This window comes from Ensifer soli (assembly GCF_041928815.1).
Classification (GTDB): domain Bacteria; phylum Pseudomonadota; class Alphaproteobacteria; order Rhizobiales; family Rhizobiaceae; genus JBHFEI01.
In genome coordinates this window covers 19,031-41,341 of the sequence record NZ_JBHFEI010000005.1, presented here as the reverse complement: position 1 = coordinate 41,341, position 22,311 = coordinate 19,031, and the positions used below count along the sequence as shown (strand labels likewise).

The 22,311-nt window shown below is 66.4% G+C and carries 22 protein-coding genes; 14 read left to right on the top strand and 8 right to left on the bottom strand.

What is annotated here, in order from left to right; genetic code table 11:
- Window positions 1–3 precede the first annotated feature (3 nt).
- From ACEVQ6_RS09065 to ACEVQ6_RS09050, 4 genes are all read left to right on the top strand, one after another.
- The gene (locus tag ACEVQ6_RS09065; protein WP_374888625.1) at window positions 4–885 is read left to right on the top strand and encodes a F0F1 ATP synthase subunit gamma; all 882 of its coding nucleotides are present in this window, start codon (window positions 4–6) and stop codon (window positions 883–885) included.
- A 23-nt stretch (window positions 886–908) separates the two neighbouring features.
- Window positions 909–2,345, top strand: coding sequence for a F0F1 ATP synthase subunit beta (gene atpD, locus ACEVQ6_RS09060; RefSeq protein WP_374888624.1), 1,437 nt, complete (start codon window positions 909–911; stop codon window positions 2,343–2,345).
- Between the two features lie 136 nt (window positions 2,346–2,481).
- Window positions 2,482–2,889, top strand: a complete 408-nt coding sequence (locus ACEVQ6_RS09055; RefSeq protein ID WP_374888623.1) for a F0F1 ATP synthase subunit epsilon — start codon at window positions 2,482–2,484, stop codon at window positions 2,887–2,889.
- A gap of 142 nt (window positions 2,890–3,031) precedes the next feature.
- The gene (locus tag ACEVQ6_RS09050) at window positions 3,032–4,459 is read left to right on the top strand and encodes a mannose-1-phosphate guanylyltransferase/mannose-6-phosphate isomerase (protein ID WP_374888622.1); all 1,428 of its coding nucleotides are present in this window, start codon (window positions 3,032–3,034) and stop codon (window positions 4,457–4,459) included.
- 24 nt (window positions 4,460–4,483) lie between these two features.
- On the opposite strand, the gene ACEVQ6_RS09045 is transcribed toward ACEVQ6_RS09050, so the two are convergent.
- Window positions 4,484–5,587 carry a saccharopine dehydrogenase family protein gene (locus ACEVQ6_RS09045; protein WP_374888621.1) on the bottom strand — a complete coding sequence of 368 codons (1,104 nt, stop codon included), beginning with the start codon at window positions 5,585–5,587 and terminating at the stop codon, window positions 4,484–4,486.
- A gap of 139 nt (window positions 5,588–5,726) precedes the next feature.
- Here ACEVQ6_RS09045 and ACEVQ6_RS09040 point away from each other — a divergent pair, with 139 nt between their 5' ends.
- Entirely contained in the window at window positions 5,727–6,158 is a 432-nt protein-coding gene (locus ACEVQ6_RS09040) for an Lrp/AsnC family transcriptional regulator (protein ID WP_374888620.1), read from the top strand.
- On the opposite strand, the gene ACEVQ6_RS09035 is transcribed toward ACEVQ6_RS09040, so the two are convergent.
- From ACEVQ6_RS09035 to ACEVQ6_RS09010, 6 genes are all read right to left on the bottom strand, one after another.
- The gene (locus ACEVQ6_RS09035; protein WP_374888619.1) at window positions 6,148–6,864 is read right to left on the bottom strand and encodes a sugar transferase; all 717 of its coding nucleotides are present in this window, start codon (window positions 6,862–6,864) and stop codon (window positions 6,148–6,150) included. The genes ACEVQ6_RS09040 and ACEVQ6_RS09035 overlap by 11 nt on opposite strands.
- Before the next feature lie 167 nt (window positions 6,865–7,031).
- The gene (locus ACEVQ6_RS09030; RefSeq protein ID WP_374888618.1) at window positions 7,032–7,988 is read right to left on the bottom strand and encodes a DUF6030 family protein; all 957 of its coding nucleotides are present in this window, start codon (window positions 7,986–7,988) and stop codon (window positions 7,032–7,034) included.
- 562 nt (window positions 7,989–8,550) lie between these two features.
- The gene (locus ACEVQ6_RS09025) at window positions 8,551–8,760 is read right to left on the bottom strand and encodes a hypothetical protein (protein ID WP_374888617.1); all 210 of its coding nucleotides are present in this window, start codon (window positions 8,758–8,760) and stop codon (window positions 8,551–8,553) included.
- 302 nt (window positions 8,761–9,062) lie between these two features.
- Window positions 9,063–10,220, bottom strand: coding sequence for a polysaccharide biosynthesis/export family protein (locus ACEVQ6_RS09020; RefSeq protein WP_374888616.1), 1,158 nt, complete (start codon window positions 10,218–10,220; stop codon window positions 9,063–9,065).
- Window positions 10,221–10,533: 313 nt separating this feature from the next.
- Window positions 10,534–11,577, bottom strand: coding sequence for a polysaccharide pyruvyl transferase family protein (locus tag ACEVQ6_RS09015; protein ID WP_374888615.1), 1,044 nt, complete (start codon window positions 11,575–11,577; stop codon window positions 10,534–10,536).
- A 91-nt stretch (window positions 11,578–11,668) separates the two neighbouring features.
- Window positions 11,669–12,748: a polysaccharide pyruvyl transferase family protein gene (locus ACEVQ6_RS09010; RefSeq protein WP_374888614.1), complete on the bottom strand. Its 1,080-nt coding sequence runs from the start codon at window positions 12,746–12,748 to the stop codon at window positions 11,669–11,671.
- Between the two features lie 318 nt (window positions 12,749–13,066).
- Between ACEVQ6_RS09010 and ACEVQ6_RS09005 the strand changes: the two genes are divergently transcribed.
- The 3 genes from ACEVQ6_RS09005 to ACEVQ6_RS08995 all read left to right on the top strand — a co-directional run bounded on the left by ACEVQ6_RS09005 (window position 13,067) and on the right by ACEVQ6_RS08995 (window position 15,756).
- Window positions 13,067–14,209, top strand: coding sequence for a glycosyltransferase family 4 protein (locus ACEVQ6_RS09005; RefSeq protein ID WP_374888897.1), 1,143 nt, complete (start codon window positions 13,067–13,069; stop codon window positions 14,207–14,209).
- 46 nt (window positions 14,210–14,255) lie between these two features.
- Window positions 14,256–14,981: a hypothetical protein gene (locus ACEVQ6_RS09000; protein ID WP_374888613.1), complete on the top strand. Its 726-nt coding sequence runs from the start codon at window positions 14,256–14,258 to the stop codon at window positions 14,979–14,981.
- A gap of 103 nt (window positions 14,982–15,084) precedes the next feature.
- Window positions 15,085–15,756, top strand: a complete 672-nt coding sequence (locus tag ACEVQ6_RS08995) for a hypothetical protein (RefSeq protein WP_374888612.1) — start codon at window positions 15,085–15,087, stop codon at window positions 15,754–15,756.
- Window positions 15,757–15,887: 131 nt separating this feature from the next.
- Here the strand turns inward: ACEVQ6_RS08995 and ACEVQ6_RS08990 are convergent, their stop codons facing one another.
- Window positions 15,888–17,237, bottom strand: a complete 1,350-nt coding sequence (locus ACEVQ6_RS08990) for a glycosyltransferase family 4 protein (protein ID WP_374888611.1) — start codon at window positions 17,235–17,237, stop codon at window positions 15,888–15,890.
- Between ACEVQ6_RS08990 and ACEVQ6_RS08985 the strand changes: the two genes are divergently transcribed.
- From ACEVQ6_RS08985 to ACEVQ6_RS08960, 6 genes are all read left to right on the top strand, one after another.
- Window positions 17,236–17,448: a hypothetical protein gene (locus ACEVQ6_RS08985; protein ID WP_374888610.1), complete on the top strand. Its 213-nt coding sequence runs from the start codon at window positions 17,236–17,238 to the stop codon at window positions 17,446–17,448. The genes ACEVQ6_RS08990 and ACEVQ6_RS08985 overlap by 2 nt on opposite strands.
- Window positions 17,449–17,589: 141 nt before the next feature.
- Window positions 17,590–18,153, top strand: a complete 564-nt coding sequence (gene rfbC, locus ACEVQ6_RS08980) for a dTDP-4-dehydrorhamnose 3,5-epimerase (RefSeq protein WP_374888609.1) — start codon at window positions 17,590–17,592, stop codon at window positions 18,151–18,153.
- A 116-nt stretch (window positions 18,154–18,269) separates the two neighbouring features.
- Window positions 18,270–19,343, top strand: coding sequence for a dTDP-glucose 4,6-dehydratase (gene rfbB, locus ACEVQ6_RS08975; RefSeq protein ID WP_374888608.1), 1,074 nt, complete (start codon window positions 18,270–18,272; stop codon window positions 19,341–19,343).
- Window positions 19,344–19,354: 11 nt separating this feature from the next.
- Window positions 19,355–20,248, top strand: a complete 894-nt coding sequence (gene rfbD / locus ACEVQ6_RS08970) for a dTDP-4-dehydrorhamnose reductase (RefSeq protein WP_374888896.1) — start codon at window positions 19,355–19,357, stop codon at window positions 20,246–20,248.
- Between the two features lie 44 nt (window positions 20,249–20,292).
- Window positions 20,293–21,165, top strand: coding sequence for a glucose-1-phosphate thymidylyltransferase RfbA (rfbA, locus tag ACEVQ6_RS08965; protein WP_374888607.1), 873 nt, complete (start codon window positions 20,293–20,295; stop codon window positions 21,163–21,165).
- A 62-nt stretch (window positions 21,166–21,227) separates the two neighbouring features.
- The gene (locus tag ACEVQ6_RS08960) at window positions 21,228–22,310 is read left to right on the top strand and encodes a tetratricopeptide repeat protein (RefSeq protein ID WP_374888606.1); all 1,083 of its coding nucleotides are present in this window, start codon (window positions 21,228–21,230) and stop codon (window positions 22,308–22,310) included.
- Window position 22,311 lies beyond the last annotated feature (1 nt).

Below are 22,311 nucleotides of genomic sequence, written 5' to 3'. Positions count from 1 at the left end.
CGGATGCCTTCTCTTAAGGACCTGAAAAACAGGATCGCCTCGGTCAAGGCGACGCAGAAGATCACCAAGGCGATGAAGATGGTCGCCGCGGCGAAGCTTCGGCGTGCGCAGGAAGCCGCCGAAGCGGCCCGGCCCTATTCCCAGCGGATGAGCGCCGTTCTCGCCAACATCGCCCAGGCCGTCGGCGCCGACGACAGCGCGCCGCGCCTGATGACCGGCACCGGCAAGGACAACGTGCATCTGCTCGTCGTCTGCACCGCCGAGCGCGGCCTCTGCGGCGGTTTCAACAGCCAGATCGCGCGTTTCGCGCGCGATCACATCCGCCGGCTGCTTGCCGCCGGCAAGACCGTGAAGATCGTCTGCGTCGGCAAGAAGGGTTTTGATATCCTGCGCCGCGAATATGCCTCGTTGATCATCGAGCGCATCGACCTGCGTGACGTGAAGAAGATCGGCTTCGTCAATGCCGACCAGATCGCGCGCAACGTGATTGCCCGTTTCGACAAGGGCGAGTTCGACGTCTGCACGCTGTTCTATTCCGAGTTCAAGTCGGTGATCTCGCAGGTGCCGACGGCACTGCAGCTGATCCCCGCCTCGGCGCCCGCCGATGCGACGGCCGCCGGCAGCGCCGGCGCCATCTACGAATACGAGCCCGACGCGGGCGCCATCCTCAGCGACCTCATTCCGCGCAACATCTCCGTCCAGGTCTTCCGGGCCCTGCTCGAGAACGTCGCGGGTGAGATGGGCGCCAAGATGAGCGCCATGGACAATGCGACGCGCAACGCCGGTGATATGATCAACAAGCTGACGCTCAACTACAACCGCCAGCGTCAGGCGCAGATCACCAAGGAACTGATTGAAATTATCTCGGGCGCGGAAGCGCTCTAGGATTAGGGAAAGAGGATAGAAACATGGCTCTTGAAGCTGCCGCCTCTGTGGGCAAGGTCACTCAGGTCATCGGCGCTGTCGTGGACGTGACCTTCGAGGAAGGTCACCTGCCGCTGATCCTGAACGCGCTTGAGACCGACAACAACGGCAACCGCCTCGTACTCGAAGTCGCCCAGCATCTCGGCGAGAACGCCGTCCGCACCATCGCGATGGATTCGACCGAGGGTCTGGTGCGCGGCCAGGCCGTCACCGATACGGGTGCGCCGATCTCCGTTCCGGTCGGCGACCACACGCTCGGCCGCATCATGAACGTCATCGGCGAGCCGGTCGATGAAGCCGGTCCGCTCGATCGTACCCATCTGCGCGCGATCCACCAGGACGCGCCTGCCTATGTCGAGCAGTCCACCGAAGGCCAGATCCTCGTCACCGGCATCAAGGTCGTCGACCTGCTGGCACCTTATGCAAAGGGCGGCAAGATCGGCCTGTTCGGCGGCGCCGGCGTCGGCAAGACCGTTCTGATCATGGAACTGATCAACAACGTCGCCAAGGCCCATGGTGGTTACTCGGTGTTCGCTGGCGTCGGCGAGCGCACCCGCGAAGGCAACGACCTCTATCACGAAATGATCGAGTCGGGCGTCAACAAGCATGGCGGCGGCGAAGGCTCGAAGGCCGCACTCGTCTATGGCCAGATGAACGAGCCGCCGGGCGCGCGCGCCCGCGTCGCGCTGACCGGCCTGACGATCGCCGAGGATTTCCGCGACAAGGGCCAGGACGTTCTGTTCTTCGTCGACAACATCTTCCGCTTCACCCAGGCAGGTTCGGAAGTGTCGGCTCTGCTCGGCCGTATTCCGTCGGCCGTGGGTTATCAGCCGACGCTTGCGACCGACATGGGCCAGATGCAGGAACGCATCACCACGACGACCAAGGGCTCGATCACCTCGGTTCAGGCGATCTACGTTCCCGCCGACGACCTGACCGACCCGGCGCCGGCAACCTCGTTCGCCCATCTGGATGCCACGACCGTTCTGTCGCGTTCGATCGCGGAAAAGGGCATCTACCCGGCCGTCGACCCGCTCGACTCGACCTCGCGCATGCTCGACCCGATGATCGTCGGCGAAGAGCATTACGAAGTGTCGCGCAAGGTGCAGGGCACGCTGCAGCGCTATAAGTCGCTCCAGGACATCATCGCCATCCTGGGCATGGACGAACTGTCCGAAGAGGACAAGCTCGCCGTCGCCCGCGCCCGCAAGATCGAGCGCTTCCTGTCGCAGCCCTTCTTTGTCGCCGAAGTCTTCACCGGTTCGCCGGGCAAGCTCGTCGCGCTCGAGGACACGATCAAGGGCTTCAAGGGTCTCGTCAACGGCGACTACGACCACCTGCCGGAAGCCGCGTTCTACATGGTCGGTTCGATCGACGAAGCGATCGAGAAGGCGAAGCGTCTGGCCGCCGAAGCGGCCTGATTGACACATCCGCGATGCCGGTTCGCCCGGCATCGCCGCCCGCCGCGGCGACGCCATGCCCGAAGCGGTGTTTTGCCGTCGACGTCATCCTGTCCGCCTGACATGTGTGCGGACATTTGAGGTAAAGTGAAGTCCCATGGCCGACAGTTTCAACTTTGAACTCGTTTCTCCCGAGCGGCTCCTGATTTCGGAGAAGGTTTCCGAAGTCGTCCTGCCGGCGACGGAAGGCGAAATGACGGTCATGGCCCATCACTCGCCGGTGATGACGACGATCCGTCCGGGCGTCGTCACGGTGAAGACCGCTGCGGGGGCAACCGAGCGTTACGTGGTCTTCGGCGGTTTCGCCGACATCGTGCCGGCCGGCTGCACGCTGCTCGCCGAATCCGCCCTGCACGTCAAGGATGTGGACCGCGCCTCGATCGAGGCGCGCATCGAGGCGGCGAAAGCCGACCTGACCAACGCGTCGGGCGACGAGCACCGCACCGGTCTCGAACAGTTCCTGTCCGACCTGACGACATTGCGGCAGACGGTCTTCGCCGGCTAATCCGAAACCCCGCTCCGGCGGGGTTTTTTGTTCGTGACGGCGCTTGCCCCATCGGCTGTTCTGGTCCGATGCTGCAAGGCGCCGATCGCGACCGGGTCGGCGTGCAGGCACCGTGCATGACATTTCAGATGAGGCGGAAGAGATGGGCAGTACGATCGTTCCGGTGATCATGGCGGGCGGCAAGGGCACGCGGCTCTGGCCGCTGTCGCGCGCGGCGGCGCCGAAGCAGTTCCTGGAATTCCTCGGCGAGGGCTCGCTGTTTCAGAGCACGCTGGCGCGGGTGGCGGATCGGGCCGCCTATCAGCCGCCGGTTATCGTCACCAACAGCGAGTTCCGCTTCCTCGTCGCAGAACAGGCGCGGGCGGCAGGCGTCGCGCTTGGCAGCATCCTCCTGGAACCGGTTGCGCGCAACACTGCACCGGCGCTGGCGGCGGCCGCCGCCTTCGTGCTGAAAACGCATGGGCCCGATGCGATCCTGCAGGTGCTCGCCTCGGATCACGAGATCGATGCGGGTCCGGTCTATCGCGCCTGCATCGCCTCGGCGCGGCAGGCCGCCGAGGCCGGGCGCCTCGTCACCTTCGGCATCCAGCCGACCGAGCCGGCGACCGGCTACGGCTATATCGAGGTCGGCGACGAGATCATGCCGGGCGCCAATATCGTCCGCCGCTTCGTCGAGAAGCCGCCGCGCGACAAGGCGGAGGAGATGCTCGCGACCGGCCGCTATGTCTGGAATTCCGGCATGTTCATGCTGCCGGTCGATCTCTTCCTCGGCGAGCTCGCCGCCTTCGAGCCGAACGTGTTCGAGGCTGCATCGCTCGCCGTCGAACGCGCGGCGAACGATCTCGACTTCGTCCGGCTCGACGCGGCAGCCTTCTCCGCCGCGCCGGACATTTCCGTCGACTATGCGGTGTTCGAGCGCACGGCCCATGCGGCGGTGGTGCCGTCGGCCTTTGCCTGGTCGGACCTCGGATCCTGGGACTCCGTCTGGAAGACCGGCACGAGGGACGCGGAGGGCAATGTGGCAAGCCCCGGCACGACACTTTCGGCGACCCGCAATTCGCTCGTCATCTCCCGCGATCTCCATGTCGCCGTTCAGGGGCTGGACGAGATCGCGGTGATTGCCAGCGAGGATGCCGTCTATGTCGGCCGCCTCGCCGACAGCCAGAATGTCGGCGCCATCGTCAAGCGGCTGGCGGCCGATGCCGCCACGCGGCCGCTGACGGAGGTGCATCCGACCTCCTATCGTCCCTGGGGCTCGGTGGCGTCGATCTCGGAGGGCGAGCGTTTCGCGGTCAAGCGGCTGATGCTGATGCCGGGCAAGAAGATCTCGCTGCAACGCCACCATCATCGTGCCGAGCACTGGGTCGTCGTGCGCGGCACGGCCGAGGTCAGCGTCGGCGAGGAAACACGCCTCTTGCAGGAGAACGAGTCGGTCTATATCCCGCAGGGCGTCGTGCACCGGCTCGGCAATCCGGGCAAGATCGCGCTGGAGATCATCGAGGTGCAGACCGGCTCCTATCTCGCCGACGACGACATCGTCCGCATCGCCGACGAGTTCGGCCGCGCCTGACGCCGATCAGGCCGGCGGAGCGGTTCAGCCGGCGAGCCGTTCGCCTGCCGGGCTCGCGCCATAGGCGCTGCCGAAGCGGTTGGCGAGGAACGCATCGAGCGGGATGTCCTCCTGCCGGACGAAGCCCGTCTGCGGCAGGGCGCCGGTCACCAGCATGTCGAGCACGGCGCAGATGCTCGCGGCCGTGGTGATCTGGATGGCGCTGGTCATGCGTCCCGAAACGGCGCCGCTGTAGACCTTGTTGGCATAGGTTTCCTGCACGAGCCGGCCATCGCGCCAGCCCGACACGGTGACGAAGATGATCACTACGTCCTGCACCGTCTGCGGCAGGGCGTTTTCGAGGATGTCCTTCAGCACCTCGCGACGGTGGCGCAGCCCGAGATCGTTGAGCAGCGCTTTCATGATCGCCGCATGGCCCGGATAGCGGATCGTGCGATAGTTGAGCGTGCGGACGCGGTCCTTCAGTGTTTCGCACAGCGTACCGAGGCCGCCCGAGGTGTTGAACGCCTCATAGGTCACGCCGTCGAGCGAGAATTCCTCCCGCTCCTCCAGCGCCGGGACCTCGACCAGCTGGCCGTTGACGATTGCCTCGCAGGGTTCGATATATTCGTTGATGACGCCGTCCGTGCTCCAGGTGAGATTGTAGTTGAGCGCGTTCGAGGGATATTGCGGCAGGGCGCCGACGCGCATGCGGACGCTGTCGAGCCGATCAAAACCGCGTGCAAGCGACTGCGCGACGATCGAGATGAAGCCGGGCGCCAGTCCGCATTGCGGGATGAAGGCGGAGGACGCGCCCTTCGCCAGCGCCTTGACATGGCGCGTCGAGGCGACGTCCTCGGTCAGGTCGAGATAATGCAGGTCGCCGCGCGCGGCCGCGTCGGCGATCCGCGTCGTCAGGTGGAAGGGGGCCGCGCTCAGCACCGCCGTCTTGGCCCTGAGGAGCTCGTCCAGCGCCGCGGCGTCGGCGATGTCGATCCGGCGCGGTGCGATGGCGGGGTGCCGCTCCACCTGCGACAGGCTCTCCTCCGACATATCGGCGATGGTGACGTCATAGCTGCCGGAATGGGCGAGCATCCGCGCAATGGTGCCGCCGATCTTGCCGGCGCCGATGATGGCGATCGATGTCATGATGGGTCTCCGCGTCGTGGGCCGGGGCTCCGGCTGCTGCCTTTCGCGGCAGTATCGTCGGTCGTGGCGTTGAAATGCAGCGGCAATCTGGTCAATATGACGATAAAATCTCCTCCTTCCGCCGATCGGGCAGGGCGAAATGACCATCACCGACAAGGATCGCGCTCTTCTGGACCTTCTTGGCGAGAATGCGCGCATGCCGACCGCGACGCTTGCACGGCGGCTCGGCCTGTCGCGCACGACGGTTCAGGCCCGGCTCGAACGGCTGGAACGGGACGGCGTCATCGCCGGTTACGGGGTGCGGCTTTCGGACACCGCGGAGGCGGCGCTGGTCAAGGCGCATGTGCTGATCACGCTCGCGCCCCGCGCGCTCGGCGAGGTTACGGCCGCGCTGAAGGCGATCGCCGCGATCCGTTCGCTGCATTCGGTCAGCGGCAGCTTCGACCTGATCGCGGTCGTGCATGCGGGCTCGGTCGGGGAGCTGGACATGCTGATCGACCGGATCGGCACGCTTGCGGGCGTGGAGCGAACCCTGTCGTCGATCATCCTGTCGACACGCTTCAGTCGCTGACCCGTGCCCGGCGCGCCTTTCCCAGACGCCGCAAGGCGCCGGCCGCGCTCCTCCTAAGGATGCGCAGGTCGGTGACGAGGCTGAAATGGCGCACATAATCGAGGTCGCGCCGGACCAGCGCGGCGTCGTCCGCGCCGGCCATGGCGCCGGCAGGACCGGCAAGGCCCGGACGCAGCCAATGCCGTTCCGCATAGTCCGGAACAGCATGCAGGCAGGGTCGGCCGCCGATCGCAAGGTCCGGCGCATGGGGCAGGGGGCCGACAAGGGCCATGTCGCCTCTCAGCACGTTCCAGAGCCGGGGGAGCGCGGCGAGGCCCGAGGCGCGGAGCAACGGCCCGATCCGCGTCGGTTCCTCGTCGCCGTGGCGGGCGCGTCCCCTGCCGTCCCAGCGGCCTGTGCGGAAGGCCAGGAGGTTGAAGGGGATGTCGTCGCGGCCGAGATGGAGATCGCGGACGAAAACGGGTCCCGGACTGTCGAGGCGGATGACTACGGCGATCAGCGGAAGGAGCGGCACCAGAAGAGCGAGCCCGACCGTCGCCGCCGCGATATCGATGGCGCGCTTCACGGCGAGCTGGACCGGGCGGGCGGCACGCGGATCGCGCCCCGCCGGAGGGACAAGGCGCGGCGGTCGCACGGCGGAGAGGGCAGGCCTGCGTGACGGAGGGGCGGGCTCGAAAGCAAGCGGCATCGTCGGTTTTCCCGGCATGGGCGAATCTCCCGTCCTATCCCGTCTTGCCTTCCCCGACAGGATGGAACATGTCCTGCAGCATCTGTATTGTTTTGGTGCAATACTGTCTGAAATCGAAATATTGTCGAATGTTGCATCGATCTTTAAGAGTATATACAGAATATTTCCGACGCTTGCAAGTTCGGCTACCGGCGTTCCGGGTCGCGGTCGTCGCCTCCGGCGCCGGCATCGCGGGATGCGATCGACGACGCCTCTCGGTCCTCCAACGGTCGGGTCGCCGGTCCGAGGCGCCCGCCCTTCACCACTTTCGATACGTCCCTAGGCGGCGCCTGCCGGACATGGCCGGGCGTCGGCGGCGCGTCGAAGGCGACGGGCAGCCAGCGGTCCGGATCGAAGAAGTCGGAGCGCTTCGCTGTCTGGCGGTCGCGGCTGAGATGGAAGTTGTAGCGCTCGGCCGGGCCGAATTCCCGCTTGAACTGGGCGCGGCTGCCGAACTGGCGGATATCGAAGGGCTCCAGCGCGCGGATGCGACGTTCCATCGTTCCGTCGTCCTGCCATCCGAGGATGCCGAGCATGGTGGCGGCGACCGTCGCCGCCTCGTCGGTCAGCCGCGTCCGGTCGGCCGGATCCTCGATGTTGAGCTTGAAGCGGAAGGACGCGGCACGGTTCTCGCCGTCGCCGCGCAGTGCGACGAAGATCGACGACGGCGCCTTGTCCTCCTCGAGCGGTTGTCCCTGCTCCCGAAGGGCATAGCATTCCCAGGATGTGTGATCGAAGGGGCTGGTCGACCAACTCATCGCGCCAAGGCCGAGGCCTGACAGCGACCGGCACAGTGCTTCCGGGTCCTTCCGGATCATGCGGGTGAAGGCCTGGGCCGGCGCGTTCATGTCGGCGAGGAGGGAGGCAGGCAGCAGCACCTGTTGCGGCTCGCGATGCCGTTGCGGTTCCGGCAGGGCGGAAACGGGCGCCTCGGCGGGGATCGGTCGCGTCTCCGGCAGCGGATAGCCGAGGCGAGCGGCAACGACCCGCAGGTTCTTCAGGTCGTTGGCCAGCAGAAACGTGGCCGCGATGCCGGCGAAGACGGCCGCCGTCACCGCCAGGAAAAAGCCGACCCCCGCTCTGCTCCCCGTCTTGCGATTCATCTCCGTCGGCATCCGCCCTGCGCCCGCACCCTCGTTCCGCGCAGGCTCGCGCCGGGCGATCCGTCTTGCCGGGCGCGCGGCCTTCGCATCGCCGCCCGACATCTCATGCTTTTCTTCCCGCACCCGGCAACGGCACGCAAGGCTGTCACGCCGGTTTCATGGCGGCCGCCGCGGCATTTGCCGCTGCGACGCCCCGGGCGCTATCGCCGCCGCCGGCGGACAGGCAGAATAAGGCAGTCAATCAAGGAAAGAGCGTGGCGGAACGGGAGGAATCCGGCTGCAGTCGCGGCGGCATCAAGCATCTCCAGCCGAAGCGGAATCGCTTTTGCGTCGGACGATGCGACAGGAGCAGGAGGAGAGCGTATTTCCAGCCGACGCGGGATGGCCTCCGGCGTCAAGCACTGCAGCCGGAACGAGAGGCTGCAGCACGTTCGGTGAGCCGGTGATCAGAAAAAATGTTCCGGCGACCGACAGTCGCGGCGATACGCCCGTCCGCCTGCGTCAGGCGCGCAAGCCCTCTCCCAGATCCGTCCGTGTCCTCGCGGAGAAGCGCGCTCAGATGTCAGGCAGAGACGCGCGTAGATCTCGAGGCGCGAAACACGACCGCCGCGACGACGACCAGCACGACGGGCCATGCGACACAGGCCATGAGCCCGGCAATCCGGGAGCGGTCCCAGCCGGCGCCGCTGATCTCGCCCTCTTCATGCGTCCGCAGAAGAAAGAAGATGGTCACCATCGCATAGGCCAGCAACAGGATCGTCGACGCTGTCACAGCCCTGCATCCTTCCTGATGGTTCGATGTGTTGTCACGGTCGATCTCGCAGAGCTGTCATGCCGGGCGTGAAGGACGGACAATCCTTCCCTGAAACTGCAATTCATTAAACATTGAATCGTTAACGCGACGTCGCGACTGTGCGGTATGTCTTTAACATTTCGTTAAGGATCATGCATGAAACGCTGAAACTTGGCAATCCTGATTCAGGTCGTCAGGGTTGCAACGGGTAGAATTTCCGGGCGCCTGACGGCAGCCCCCGGCGGTCGGGGCATCCCGCGGTCCTTCGGCGGGGATCGCCGTCAGCGGCTCAGCGTATTGTTGATCGAGGCCGCCTGGGCGACCGGCGCCGCCGTCGAGGAGACGAGGGTTGCGAACTTGCGCACCTCGGCCAGCGACGAATTGGCGATGTAGATCAGGTCGCTGTTGTAGATCTCGAAGCTCTTCAGCAGGAAGAAGCCGTTCGGATCCTTGAGGTCGATCTGGTAGATGACGTTGGCGAGGCCGTCATTGGACTGGATCGGCTTGCCGGGGAAGAGCCTGCGCACGAGGTCGACCGGCTCGGAGCGATAGATGAACACGCCCTTGGCGTTGGCGCGTTCGTCGTTGAGGCCGCCGACCTTGGCGAGCGCCTGGTTGAGGTAGAGCCGCGATTCGTCGAACTGGACCGATTCGTTCGAGGTTGAGGCGCCGAACACCGTGAAGCTGCGCGGCTGGCGAATCAGCGCGATGACGTCGTCCGGCTGCACGTAGATGTTCTCGCGCGGATCGGAGACGAGGCGCTCCATCGGGATCGTCTCGGTGCGGTTGCCGCGCGAGATCTGCACGGCGAGTTCATGCGCATCCTTGCGCGGCCCGCCGGCGATCGCGATGATGTCGAGAAGCTTCTCGCCGCGCGCCGACAGCGGAATCCGGCCGCTATTGGCCACCTCGCCGGTGACGGTGACGGTGTTCGACAGGTTCTTGATGACGCTGATCAGCACCTGCGGCTCGACCGCCATGCCCTGCAGCGCCTTCTCCACCTGCGCCTTGACCTCGCCCGGCGTCTTGCCGACGACGGTGATCGTTCCGGCATAGGGGACGGTGATCGTGCCGTTCTCCGAGACCGGCTGTTCCGGCACCATCGCGCCGCCGCCGCGGCCGCCGACGGCGGAGGCGAACAGGCCCTCGCTCGAGGCCTCCCAGATCGAGACGACGATCGTGTCGCCGATGCCGATCCGCGACGAGCTTTTCTTGCGGGCATTGCCGAAGGCGGAGAAAAGCTGAACCTGGCCGCGCCCCGACATCATGTTGATGAGCGGCGCGGTGACCTCGATCAGCGTATAGGGCGCATAGGCCTCCTTGGAGACTTCGAGAATCTTGCCGACGCTCGGGCCGGAGCTCGGCAGGGCGTTGCAGGAGGTCAGGGCCAGACAGGTCAGCACGAGGCACGACCCACGCAGATATGTTCTGTATCGCATCAAACGTCCTACTGCCCATCCTGCGCGCGGCGTGGAACTCGCCCGGCCCCGCGCCACGGTTCGGGGTGGGATATAACAAAATCGCGAGCCCGACAATCGGTGATCCGCCGCGCCCTTGCCGATGCGTCCGCGCGACGCAGGAGCGCGGACCGCAGCCCTGCCGTCACGTGCCATCCGGATATGCAACCCGAAGATGCGCGTATGCAGCGGAGCCGGCGGGAGCATAGGCCCGGGCTGGTTGACGAAAACTTACCGTCCGGCGGCGATGCGCCCCTTGAAGGGGCAACGTGAGCAAACATCCGCAATTTATTGATCAATAGGGATTGTTTTCCAGAAGCTCCGGCTTCCGGCGCCACACTTTCTGCGAGAAACGTACCGCCCGCTTCAGCGGGAATGCGTCGAACAGCGCCTTTCCGTCATAGTCGAGCGGCGTCCAGTTCTGGTCGATGAAGGAGATGGCGTCGTCCCAGTCGGTCGGCTGGTGCAACGGCTGGCAGTAGGTGAGCACCGCCTCGCGGTCGGCACCGCCGTAGAAATCGATCATGCGGTGGTCGATCGGCCGGTCGCCGTCATTGGCGAAATAGCCGGATTGTCCGGCATATGTGGCGAACCAGGCACAGGGGATGCCGTAGGTCTCGGCGATGACCAGGCCGTGCAGGCTGGTCGACAGGATGCGGCGACAGGAAACGATCTCGGCGATCTTCGCCTCCATCGCCGCCATGCTCGCGGGCGCATAGGTGTTGATGATGCGGATCGATGCGGCAAGCTCCGCCGGCAGTCCGTAGCGCACCAGCGACGCCTTGACCCGTCCCGCCGCCGTCGCCTCGTCGAGTTCGGAGATGTGGACGATGACGCCGAGCTCCCGATCCTTCCCGAGGTCGTGAAAAGGAAAGAGGCGCGGCAGGAACCAGACCGGGTCGCCATAGATCTCGGGCACGTCGAGGCCGAGCCCGCGCAGGTACTGGCCGGTCTGGCGGCCGCGCACCGCATGGATGCGCAGCTCCGTGTCCGCCGGCACGCGGTAGCCCGTCAGGGCCCCGTGCCAGTCGCGCTTGAGATCGAAGCCCGTCCCCCAAAAATGCACGATGCCGTTGTGCTGGGCATGGCCGATCGTGCCGACCGCCGCGAGCCGCTCGGCCTTCTGGCCGAAGGAGGCGCGCTCCACCGGCAGGCCGGCGATGGCGGAGACCATCACCGCGCTCAAGGCGTCGCCGAGATTGACGTCCGGATGCTGCGCGGTGGTCCAGACCCAGGACAGCCGGATGGAAGGCGCGGAACCGTCCTCCTCCGCCTTCACGCAGCCGAGCGCGGGCGTCTTGTGAACGCGGAAGAATTCTCTCGCCCTGGCAAATACCACACTGGTCTCCTTGGGGGCCTGTCGTTCGGAAATGCACGGTGTCCGCGCAAAGGGCGGTGCCAATGCCCGCCCTGCCGCGCCGGCCGCGCCGCTAGCGGGTCAGCTTGCGCCACAGTCTCGGCAGGATGCCGTCGCTGGTGATCTGCGCCTCGACGACCGTCTTCTTGCGCGTCGGGAGCGCGCCGATGACGGCATGGTCGAAAGCGCTGCCGGTCTCACCCTTGGACAGCGGCGCGAGCGGCAGCGGGAAGCTGTCGATCAGCCGTTCCTCGTCCAGCACCTTCGGCCGCCAGGTCGCATCGATGGCGCGGATCAGCGCGTCCCAGTCGGTCTCCTCGCGGCGCGGCTGGTACCAGACGTCGAGCACCGTCTCGCCGAGGCCGCCATAGAGATCGACGAAGCGCAGGTCGAGACCTTCTTCGGCTTCGAGTTCGATCCGGCCGAGACCGGCCTGGCGCGAGCGCGGCGAGAAATAGAGGCAGGGAATACCGTAGCTTTCCGCAAACACCATGCCGTGCAGGCTGGTCGAGACGATGCGCTTGCAGGCGAGGATCTCGTCGAGCCGCTCGCGCAGCGCGGCAATCGTCACCGGCGTCACCGTATTGATCAGCTTGACCGATCCGGCGAGGTCGGCCGGAATGCGGTGACGCTTCGAATCGTCCTTCGGATGGGCGTCGTAGGCCCGGTCGTCGAGTTCGGAGAGGTGGAGGATGACGCCGAGATCGTGCGTCTTTTCCTTCGGCGCGTCATGGAAGCGCGGCAGCAGCCAGAGCGGATCGCCATAGACGGCCGGGTTGGTGGCGTCGGGCGCGAGGATGCGGCGGCTGAACGGGCCCCGGGTCGCATAGGCGGTGATCCGGGTGTCGGCCGGCCGGGTGTAGAGAACCTTCTCCTCGGTGTGCTGGTTCGGGTTCTTGTGCGGCGAGGTGCCGGTGCCCCAGAAGGAGACGTCGCCGCCGGCGAACATCTGGCCGATCGTCCCGACCGCCGCCATGCGCACGCTGTCCGATTTCGCGTTGACGTGCCGGACGGGCAGGCCGCTCAGCATCGACACGATCACCGGTGACAGCGCGTCGCCGAGATTGAGATAGTTCGCGCTGCCATTCGTCGTGACCCAGGACAGGGGAATGGTGCCCGTCGACGACACGATGTCAATCAGCTCTTTGGACAAAGGGCGTTGATCCTTGCGGTTTACCCGGTCTCTCACGTCTTGTCGCCGCCGGAGACCGGTTGTCCGGCGGCGCAGGCCGTTCCGCGCCCCTGCGCGGTCCGACCGAAGATTGCCGGCACGCCCTATAGCGCCGGATTGCGCGAATGTCGAACGGTTTAGGCTTCGGGGAGGGCGAGGCCCTCCCGCGCGGAAAGCCCTTGACGCGCCCGGGCAACGGACGCAGAGGGAAACGGAGGCCGGCGCGGAGGCGTTTTCGCTGCCGCGCGACGGCGAGCAGGCGCATGTCAGCGCGAGAATCGAGGGCGACGCGTGTACCGCATGGTGATGGCGCCGGTGCCGATTGCGACCGGACGGGTGATCTTCGACATATCGCGCCTCTATCGCTGCCGCCACAATGCGTTCGCGACGGGCGTCGACCGTATCGACCTTGCCATCGCCCTCGATCTCGTCGCGCGGTTCGGCGATGCCTGCGATTTCGTCCATGCCGGCCTGCATGGCTGGTGCATGCTGCCGCGCGCGGCCTCGGTCGCCCTTCTCCGCCGGATGGATGCGGCCTGGACCACCGGCACGGCGCGGCCGGCCGCGCGGCGGCGGTCGGGGCTTGTCGCCTTTCTCGGGCACGCGGCGCGCGCGCGCCTCGGCAAACGCCCCGATGCGGCCGCGCTGTCCGACACGACCTATGTCGTCGCCTCCCATTCCGGGCTGGGGCGCCTGCGCGGCGGCCTGCGCAGCCTCGACCCTTCCGGCCGGATGCGGCGGCTCGTCTATATCCACGACCTGATCCCGATCGAGTATCCGGAGTATCAGCGGCCGCAGACGCAGGCGCAGTTCACCGCCTATCTCGACGAGGTGACGGAAAGGCCGCTCGTCGTCGTCGCCAATTCCCACGACACGGCCCGTCGCTTCGCCGCCTTCGCCGCGCGCAAGGCGATCGCGCTCGACGGCATCGAGGTCATCATTCCCGATCTCGTCGCCGGAGCGGTCGCCGCGGCACCGCCAAGGGCCGAGGTCCGAGCCCTTGCCGAGGGCGGACGGCCCTATTTCATCACGATCGGCACGATCGAGCCGCGGAAAAATCATCTTCTCCTGCTGAATATCTGGCGGGAACTGGCGCGGGCCGGCGAGCCGCCCTATCTCGTCATCGTCGGCAAGCGCGGATGGGAAAACGAGAACGTCGTCGACATGCTCGACCGCTGCGAGGCCTTGCGCGGATGCGTCCGGGAAATGCCGGGACTGGCGGACCACGAGGTTCAGGTGCTGCTGAAGGGCGCGCGCGCGCTTCTCTTTCCCTCCTTCACCGAGGGGCTCGGCATCCCGGTGCTGGAGGCGCGCGCGCTCGGCGTCGACTGCATCCTTTCCGACATTCCGGTGTTCCGCGAGATCGCCGGAGACGGGACCGTCCTTGTCGATCCGCTCGACGGGCCGGGATGGATCCGGGCGATCCGGGCGGCACTGACTTGACGTGAGGCGCGGCGCTCAAGGCGCCGGACAGAAGCGAGGCAAGGCGATGGGCATCGAATTCGTCAATGTCGGCAAGACGCTGCGCGAGAAGAAGCGCAAGACGAAGGTCTTCGAGGAGGCAAGCGCGTTGTTCGACGCAGGCCGGGTCAGCGGCGTGCTCGGCGCATCGAGCAGCGGCAAGTCGACCCTCGTCAACCTCGCGATCAGCAAGCTCCTGCCGGATGCCGGCCGGGTGCGCCGTTCGGCGCTGATCTCCTTTCCGGTCGCCGGCGGCGGCGTCTTCAACGGCTCGCTCAGCGCGCGTGAGAACATCGCCTTCCTCTGCCGCGTCTTCGGGCATGATCCGGTGCCGATCCTGCGCTTCATCCGCGACTTCGCCGAGGTCAGCAAGGAGGTGACGGAAAAGCCCTTCGGCGCCCTGACGCGCGAGCAGCGCACGCGGCTGATGTTTACCACCTCTTACGCCATCCCCTTCGACCTCTACATCGCCGACAGCGCGGTCGTCGGCGGAACCGGGGCCTTCCGCGAACAGTGCGAGGAACTGGTGCGCGAGCGGATGAAGCAGTCGGGCTTCCTCATCGTCACCAGCACGCCGCGGCTTCTTTCAAACTTCTGCAATGCCTTCTTTGTCATCGAGAACCACCGGATCGTCGAGGTGGAGAGCGCGGAGGCCGCCAAGGCGCGCCTCGGCGATGCGAAGCTGACGGACGGGGAAGGTGCCGTCGACGAACTGGTCGAGACCGGCGAGAACGACTATATCCCGCTGCTTTGAGCGGGCGCGACCGTTCCGGCGCGACGGCGGACGCGAATAATCATGGATATGGCGTGCCCGATCGACTAAGGGTGGGCCGATACAGGAACGCAAGTGACCCAGCATGAACGATGCCTCCTCCTCCCTTGACGACCTTCTGGTGTCGGCCCGCAGCTACGCCGAGGCGTCACCGGAGTCGCCTGCCGCGCGTCTCGTCAACGATCTGGCCCTGACGGTGTCGCGCATGCTGGAGCGGGAGGCACAGTTGCGGCGCGAGGCGTTTCTGGACGGGATCCGCGGGGCGGCCAAGGTGATCAAGAACCGGCAGCTCGCGCCGGACTCGATCCTGTCGGAGCTGATCAGCAAGGACAGCGACAACCAGGACCGCTTCGCCGAGGAGATTTCCCGTGTGGCCGTGTCCGAGCCGGTCACGCTAAAGGAACTGCGGGCGCTGAGGCGCAAGCTGACGACGGCCGAGGTCGGAAACGACGAGATCGACGAGGACGTGCGCCGGCTCTACTACCTGATCCTCAACCAGGGCGATCCGTCGTCGAAGGACGTGATGCCGCCCGGCTCCCCGTCGCGTTCGATCGATCTCGCCGCTTTCGTCGTCGAGCGGCTGCTGGCGGAGGGCTGGTGGACGCTGGGCAACAGCGGCCAGCGGGCGGACGACAAGCCGATGGCGAATGTCGGCCTTTACTCCGACCATGATTCGAAGCCGCAGACCGCGGCGACCCCGGCGCTCGCGCTTCTGACCGCCCTGACCTTCACGCTGATCCAGGCGAGCAAGGACTGAACGGCCGAGATCCGGTCCAGCCGAAGCGGGGCCGCCCCGGCGCCGCGCAAGGCGGCAGCAACAACGCGCACATCCGGTGATCCCGTGACGAGCGGAAAGGGTCTCCCCGCCCGCCCGCTCGGTCCGGCCCGTCAGGCGAGCTTGGTATAAAGTTCCGTCAGGCGCTGGTCGTAGACGGCGGGGGAGAAGAGCTTTGCCCGCTCGCGGCCGGCCGCCTGCAGATGGGCGAGCAGATCGTCATCGGAGCCGAGCGTGCGCAGGCCGGCCGCGATCGAGGCGACACTGTAGGGATCGACGATCAGCGCGCTGTCGCCGGCGACCTCCGGATTGGCGCCCTGGTCGCCGGTCAGCACTGCGGTGCCGAGCTGCATGGCTTCGAGGATCGGCAGACCGAAGCCCTCGTAGAGCGACGGGAAGACCACGGCGCGGGCGCAGCGGATCAGCGAGGCGAGCATGGACAGCGGCAGATAGTCGAGCTTGATGATCGACGCGGCCCCGCCGCCGCCGCGCGACCGGCGGCTCGACGAGACCCCCGGCTTTCCGACCGGCGGACGCTCGCGGCCGGCCGTGTCCGTCATCTTCATGTTGAGCAGGCGCAGCTCGTCGTCGTTCTTCCAGACCAGCTGGCCAACGATGACGAGCGGGATCTTCGACCCGCTGGCGAGATAGGCCTCGATGATGCGGCCGACATTCTTCTTCGGCTCGATCGCGCCGAAGAAAAGGAAATAGTTCCGGTTCTCCAGCGCGAAGATCGATTCCACCTCGTTGATCACGGTCTCGTCGGAGCGTTCGAGGATCGATTTCGGCAGGTTGACGGCCTGATAGGTGTTGGTGACGCGGCTCTCGTCGATCCCCATCAGTTCGACGATGTCGCGCTTGGAAATTTCCGAGACGGTGACGATATGGTCGGCCTTGTCGCAGATGTTGCGGACGATGCGGTAGAACTCGCGCTTGTTGTCGAGCGTGGCGAACGGCAGACGCAGCGGCACGAGGTCGTGGATCGTGTAGATGTTGGCCGCGCCCTTCAATTTGATCGGCATCGGATAGGTCCAGTGCGCGATCGATGCCGGCTCCTCATAGGTGACGGGCAGCGGCTGCCGGTAGACGCGGAAATGCCAGCGGCAGAAGGAATACGCGTCCCGGAGGTTGAACATCCGGTCGTAGGTCGGCAGGCGGTTGCGGAAGGTCGTCGAGATGACCTTGCCGGTGATCGGCACCTGCTTCGCCGTCATTCCCCACGGCGATGTGGCGAGGCGGCGGACCACCTGCGACGTGGTCACGGGCTTGCCGCCCGGATCGAAGAAGGTGACCTCGGAGAGAAGCGCGTTCTTGCCGGTTGCCGCCTTGACCCCGTAGAGAAGGTCGACCTTGTGGCCGAGGCCGGTCGCCTGTTCGCTGAGGTTGCGGGCATAGGTGGCGATGCCGGTTCCCTTCTCGAGCGCGAGATTGTAACCGTCGATCATGATCCGGGGCTTCGACATGGAGGGAAAGCATCCTTCAGCGTTCGGCGGCGCTCCTGGCCGGCGCCGGGCCAAGCTGCGCCTGGCGATCTGCCAGCCTATTTGCCATGTCGCGGCAAAAGACAAGATGCCGGGGCCAAAAAAGCCCGGCTGCCAGCCGCGCGGCAACGCCGCTGCGCGCCGGCATGCCTTGCCCGCCGAAGTGCCCAAAAAAAGTCCTGTGCATGGCTGATGAATTTGGCTTCTGTGCGCGCGACGGGCGCCTCCGGCGGCGCTCCCGCGGGCCCGTGCGACGACTTTTGATTGAACGGGCGGCCCATGCCGTGTAACAGGTGCGGGGATTGGCAAGTTTGAGAGACAGGCAGGGGAACTTATGAACTTCGAGCGTTTGGCGATTCCCGAGGTGCTCCTGATCACGCCGAAGCGGTTCGGCGACGACCGGGGCTACTTCATGGAGACCTTCCGGCAGAGCCTGTTCGCCGAGCATGCCGGCGATCTCGCCTTCGTCCAGGACAACCAGTCGCTTTCGGCCGACCGCGGCACGGTGCGCGGCCTGCATTTCCAGCTGGAGCCAAAGGCGCAGGGCAAGCTGGTGCGTTGCATCGGCGGCGCGATCCTCGATGTCGCGGTCGACATCCGCGTCGGATCCCCGACCTATGGCCAGCACGTCGCGGCCGAGCTTTCCGAGGCGAACGGCTGCCAGCTCTGGGTGCCGCCAGGCTTCGCCCACGGCTTCTGCACGCTCGTCGACAACACGCTGGTGAGCTACAAGGTGACGGATTACTACAGTCCCGAGCACGATCGCGGCCTGCTGTGGAGCGACCCCGCCATCGGCATCGACTGGCCCGTTTCCGAGGACAAGGCAACCCTGTCGGACAAGGATCGCCGCCAGCCCCGCCTCTCCGACCTGCCGGAAAGCTTTACCTACAAGGCATGACACGCGGCCCTGCGGCCGGCCGGAGCCCTGGCCTGCCGTCGGTGCGAAACGAAGACAGGCCGTCGCCGGTGCCATGCGCCGTGCATGGCCGCAGATGGAAAGATGGAAAGAACATCATGCGCGTTCTCGTCACGGGTGGGGCCGGCTTCATCGGCTCGGCGGTCGTCAGGCATCTGGTCGCGGTCAAGGGATATGACGTCCTCACCGTCGACAAGCTCACCTATGCCGGGACGCTGACCTCGCTCTCGACCGTCGACAACCAGCCGAACCATCGCTTCCTCAAGGCCGACATCTGCGACCGGGCGGCGATCGCGGACGCCTTCTCCTCCTTCCGTCCCGACAGGGTCATGCATCTCGCCGCCGAGAGCCATGTCGACCGCTCGATCACCGGCGCCCGCGACTTCGTCGAGACGAACGTCATCGGCACCTTCACCATGCTGGAGGCGGCCCGCGCCCACTGGCAGTCGCTCGACGGAGAGGCAAAGGACGCTTTCCGCTTCCTCCACGTCTCGACCGACGAGGTCTACGGATCGCTCGGCGACGACGGCCTCTTCACCGAAGAGACGCCCTATGATCCGAGCTCGCCCTATTCCGCCTCGAAGGCCTCCTCCGACCATCTGGCAAAGGCCTGGGCCCGGACCTACGGCATGCCCGTCGTCGTGTCCAACTGCTCGAACAATTACGGCCCCTATCATTTTCCGGAAAAGCTCATTCCGCTGATCATCCTCAATGCGCTGGCAGGCAAGCCGCTTCCCGTCTACGGCAGCGGCGCCAACATCCGCGACTGGCTCTATGTCGAGGACCATGCCCGGGCCCTCGACCTGATCGCCGAGCGCGGCCGGATCGGCGAGACCTACAATGTCGGCGGCCGCAACGAGCGTCGCAACATCGACGTGGTCAAGCGCGTCTGCGCGTTGATGGATCGCTTCCGCCCCGAGGCCGGGCCGCACGAGCGGCTGATCACCTATGTGCAGGATCGTCCCGGCCACGACGCCCGCTACGCCATCGACGCGACGAAGCTCGAGGCCGAGCTCGGCTGGAAGGCGCAGGAGAATTTCGACACCGGCATCGAGAAGACGGTGAAGTGGTACCTCGACAACGAGTGGTGGTGGGGACCGCTGCGCCAGGGCTATGACGGCAGCCGCCTCGGCCTCATCGGCCAGGCCGAGGCGAAGAAGGCCCAGGCATGACGGGCGAGCCGATCCGTATCCTGGTCACCGGGCGCGAGGGGCAGGTGGTCACCGCGCTCGTCGAACGCGGCGCGCTCCACCCCGACATCGTCATAGAGCCGCTCGGGCGTCCGGATCTCGATCTCGCCGACACGGCCGCCATCGCTGCCGCGATTGTCGCGGCGAGGCCCGACGTGATCGTTTCCGCCGCCGCCTATACCGCCGTCGACCTGGCGGAGACCGAAACGGCGACGGCCCATGCCGTCAATGCGCTGGCGCCGGGCGAGATCGGCAAGGCGGCGGCGCACCTCGGTGTCCCGGTCGTTCATCTGTCGACCGACTACGTCTTCGACGGCAGCAAGGCCGCGCCCTACGAGGAGACCGATCCGGTCGCGCCGCTCGGCGTCTATGGCGCCACCAAGCGCGAGGGCGAGGTGGCGCTCGCGGCGGCGACCGCGGACCACGCCATCCTGCGCACGGCCTGGGTCTACAGCCCCTTCGGCAAGAACTTCCTGAAGACGATGCTGCGCGTCGCCATGACGCGCGACCACTTGACCGTCGTCGATGATCAGGTCGGCAACCCGACCTCCGCCCTCGACATCGCCGATGCCGTCATCACGGTCGCCCGCAATCTCGCGACGCGTTCCGATCCGGACCTTCGCGGTGTCTTCCACATGACGGGATCGGGGGAGGCGAGCTGGGCCGATTTCGCCGTCGAGATCTTCGACGTCTCGCGCGCCGCCCACGGGCCGTCAGCCGAGGTGAAGCGGATCCCGACGCGCGATTATCCGACGCCGGCGAAGCGCCCGGCCAATTCGCGCCTCGATTGCAGCCGGCTCGCCCGGATTCACGGCGTCACGCTGCCGGACTGGAAGATCTCCACCGCGGCGGTCGTCCGCCGTGCGCTCGACGCCGCCCAGTCCTGAACTCTCCGTCTCCGGCTCATTCCTCTGACTGAAGGAACAATTCCATGAAGGGCATCATCCTTGCGGGCGGCAGCGGCACCCGGCTTCACCCCATGACCCTCGTCACCTCGAAGCAGCTGATGCCGGTCTACGACAAGCCGATGATCTACTATCCGCTGTCGACGCTGATGCTCGCCGGCATTCGCGATATCCTGATCATCTCCACCCCGCATGACCTGCCGAGCTTCGAGCGCCTTCTCGGCGACGGCAGCCGCTGGGGCATCAGTCTGAGCTATGCCGCGCAGCCCTCGCCGGACGGTCTTGCCCAGGCCTATATCATCGGCGCCGATTTCGTCGGCTCCGATCCCTCCTGCCTGATCCTCGGCGACAACATCTTCTACGGCCACGGCATCACCGACCTCTTCACGAGCGCGATCGGACGCGGGACCGGCGCCACCGTCTTCGCCTACCACGTCAACGATCCCGAGCGTTACGGTGTCGTGGAGTTCGATCCGTCGATGAAGGCGCTTTCCATCGAGGAGAAGCCGTCGGCGCCCCGGTCGAACTGGGCGGTGACCGGCCTCTATTTCTATGATTCCGACGTCGTCGACATCGCCGCCAATCTCAAGCCGTCCGCGCGCGGCGAACTGGAGATCACCGATGTCAACAAGGTCTATCTCGAGCGCGGCACGCTGAGCGTCGAGCTCATGGGCCGCGGCTATGCCTGGCTCGACACCGGCACGCCCGACAGCCTGCTCGACGCCGGCGAGTTCGTCGCCACGCTCGAGCGCCGCCAGGGTTTCAAGATCGCCTGCCCCGAGGAAATCGCCTTCCATCAGGGCTTCATCGATGCCGGCCAGCTCGAAGCGCTCGGAAAGGCGCTCGGGAAGAGCACCTACGGCAAATACCTGATCAACAATGTCCTCAAGGGGAAGTAGGAAGAGCTGCTGGTGACGCGCCCTCTGCTTGAGCCTGGCGCGAGCGGAACGGAGCAGTCGGGATGGTCATGACGATTTTGAAGAAAGTGCGCCGCACGCTGCTCGGCGTCGTCGCGCCGCCGCCGCCCGCGGTGGAAACGCAGGATGACGTCTTTGCCCGCAGCGTCCGCCTCGGCGATCAGGCGAATGCGCAGCGCAAGTGGGAGGCGGCGGCGGAGCACTACCGCACGGCGCTGTCGATCCGTCCGGCCTCGCCGGCGATCCAGGTCCAGTTCGGCCATGCGCAGAAGGAAATGGGGCTCCTGCCGCAGGCGGAGGCCGCCTATCGCCAGGCGATCGCCGCGGACCGCAACAATGCCGACGGCTACCTGCATCTCGGCCATGTGCTGAAGCTGCAGGGACGACGGAGCGACGCGATCGCCGCCTACAAGACGGCGACGCGCCTCGGGATCGACAGCAATCCCGGGCGGGACGCGCGCCGCGAACTGGAAGCGCTCGGCGAGACGCCGCCCACGGCGCTTCGCATCGACATCCCGCCGCTGCTGCTCGAGCCCGAGCATGCACGCCTCGTCCACGCGATCCACGCGAAGACATGGACCGTGGCGCTCGAGGGCGTTCGCGGCATCGCCAACCGCGACGAAAGTCCGGGCCTGCGTCTTCTCGAGGCGCAGTTGCTGCACGTGCTCGGCGAGATGGACGAGGCGGAGGCGAGCTACAACGCCTCCGTCGGGCCGAGCATCAACCGCGATGCCTTCGCCGCGCTCAAGGCCTTTTATCGCGATTGCGGCCGCGAGGAGGAAGCGTCCGGCGTGGTGCTGCGCGAACTCGCCTACCGGCTCGATGCCGGAGAGCCGTTCGACAATCTGGCGCCGCTGCTGTCCGAACTCGCCGCTCTCGGTCGGCTCGACGACGCCTTTTCGCTGGCGCCGCGTGTCTTTCCCTCGGCCGCCCGCTCCGCCGACGCCGCCGGCCGGACGGCCGCCGACGTCAAGCGCGACCGCGGCGCCGGCATCTTTCCGCCCGCCATGGCGGCGGCGGTCGCCGCACGGCTGGGGGAGGCATCCGCCGCCTTCGACGTCTCCGGCGAGGCGGCGCAGGCGACGCTGATGCGGCAGGAAGCCGAGGCCCTCGCGGCGCGGCCGTAAG

Coding starts and splice junctions, on each gene's coding strand:
- atpD (WP_374888624.1), top strand. CDS start 909: ATGGCTCTTGAAGCTGCCGCCTCTGTGGGCAAGGTCACTCAGGTCATC.
- ACEVQ6_RS08985 (WP_374888610.1), top strand. CDS start 17,236: ATGGAGGGAAAGCATCCTTCAGCGTTCGGCGGCGCTCCTGGCCGGCGC.
- ACEVQ6_RS08990 (WP_374888611.1), bottom strand. CDS start 17,237: ATGTCGAAGCCCCGGATCATGATCGACGGTTACAATCTCGCGCTCGAG.
- ACEVQ6_RS09050 (WP_374888622.1), top strand. CDS start 3,032: ATGGGCAGTACGATCGTTCCGGTGATCATGGCGGGCGGCAAGGGCACG.
- rfbC (WP_374888609.1), top strand. CDS start 17,590: ATGAACTTCGAGCGTTTGGCGATTCCCGAGGTGCTCCTGATCACGCCG.
- ACEVQ6_RS09035 (WP_374888619.1), bottom strand. CDS start 6,864: ATGCCGGGAAAACCGACGATGCCGCTTGCTTTCGAGCCCGCCCCTCCG.
- ACEVQ6_RS09045 (WP_374888621.1), bottom strand. CDS start 5,587: ATGACATCGATCGCCATCATCGGCGCCGGCAAGATCGGCGGCACCATT.
- ACEVQ6_RS08995 (WP_374888612.1), top strand. CDS start 15,085: ATGAACGATGCCTCCTCCTCCCTTGACGACCTTCTGGTGTCGGCCCGC.
- ACEVQ6_RS08960 (WP_374888606.1), top strand. CDS start 21,228: ATGGTCATGACGATTTTGAAGAAAGTGCGCCGCACGCTGCTCGGCGTC.
- rfbA (WP_374888607.1), top strand. CDS start 20,293: ATGAAGGGCATCATCCTTGCGGGCGGCAGCGGCACCCGGCTTCACCCC.
- ACEVQ6_RS09000 (WP_374888613.1), top strand. CDS start 14,256: ATGGGCATCGAATTCGTCAATGTCGGCAAGACGCTGCGCGAGAAGAAG.
- ACEVQ6_RS09030 (WP_374888618.1), bottom strand. CDS start 7,988: ATGAATCGCAAGACGGGGAGCAGAGCGGGGGTCGGCTTTTTCCTGGCG.
- ACEVQ6_RS09020 (WP_374888616.1), bottom strand. CDS start 10,220: ATGCGATACAGAACATATCTGCGTGGGTCGTGCCTCGTGCTGACCTGT.
- ACEVQ6_RS09055 (WP_374888623.1), top strand. CDS start 2,482: ATGGCCGACAGTTTCAACTTTGAACTCGTTTCTCCCGAGCGGCTCCTG.
- ACEVQ6_RS09005 (WP_374888897.1), top strand. CDS start 13,067: ATGGTGATGGCGCCGGTGCCGATTGCGACCGGACGGGTGATCTTCGAC.
- ACEVQ6_RS09065 (WP_374888625.1), top strand. CDS start 4: ATGCCTTCTCTTAAGGACCTGAAAAACAGGATCGCCTCGGTCAAGGCG.
- ACEVQ6_RS09040 (WP_374888620.1), top strand. CDS start 5,727: ATGACCATCACCGACAAGGATCGCGCTCTTCTGGACCTTCTTGGCGAG.
- rfbB (WP_374888608.1), top strand. CDS start 18,270: ATGCGCGTTCTCGTCACGGGTGGGGCCGGCTTCATCGGCTCGGCGGTC.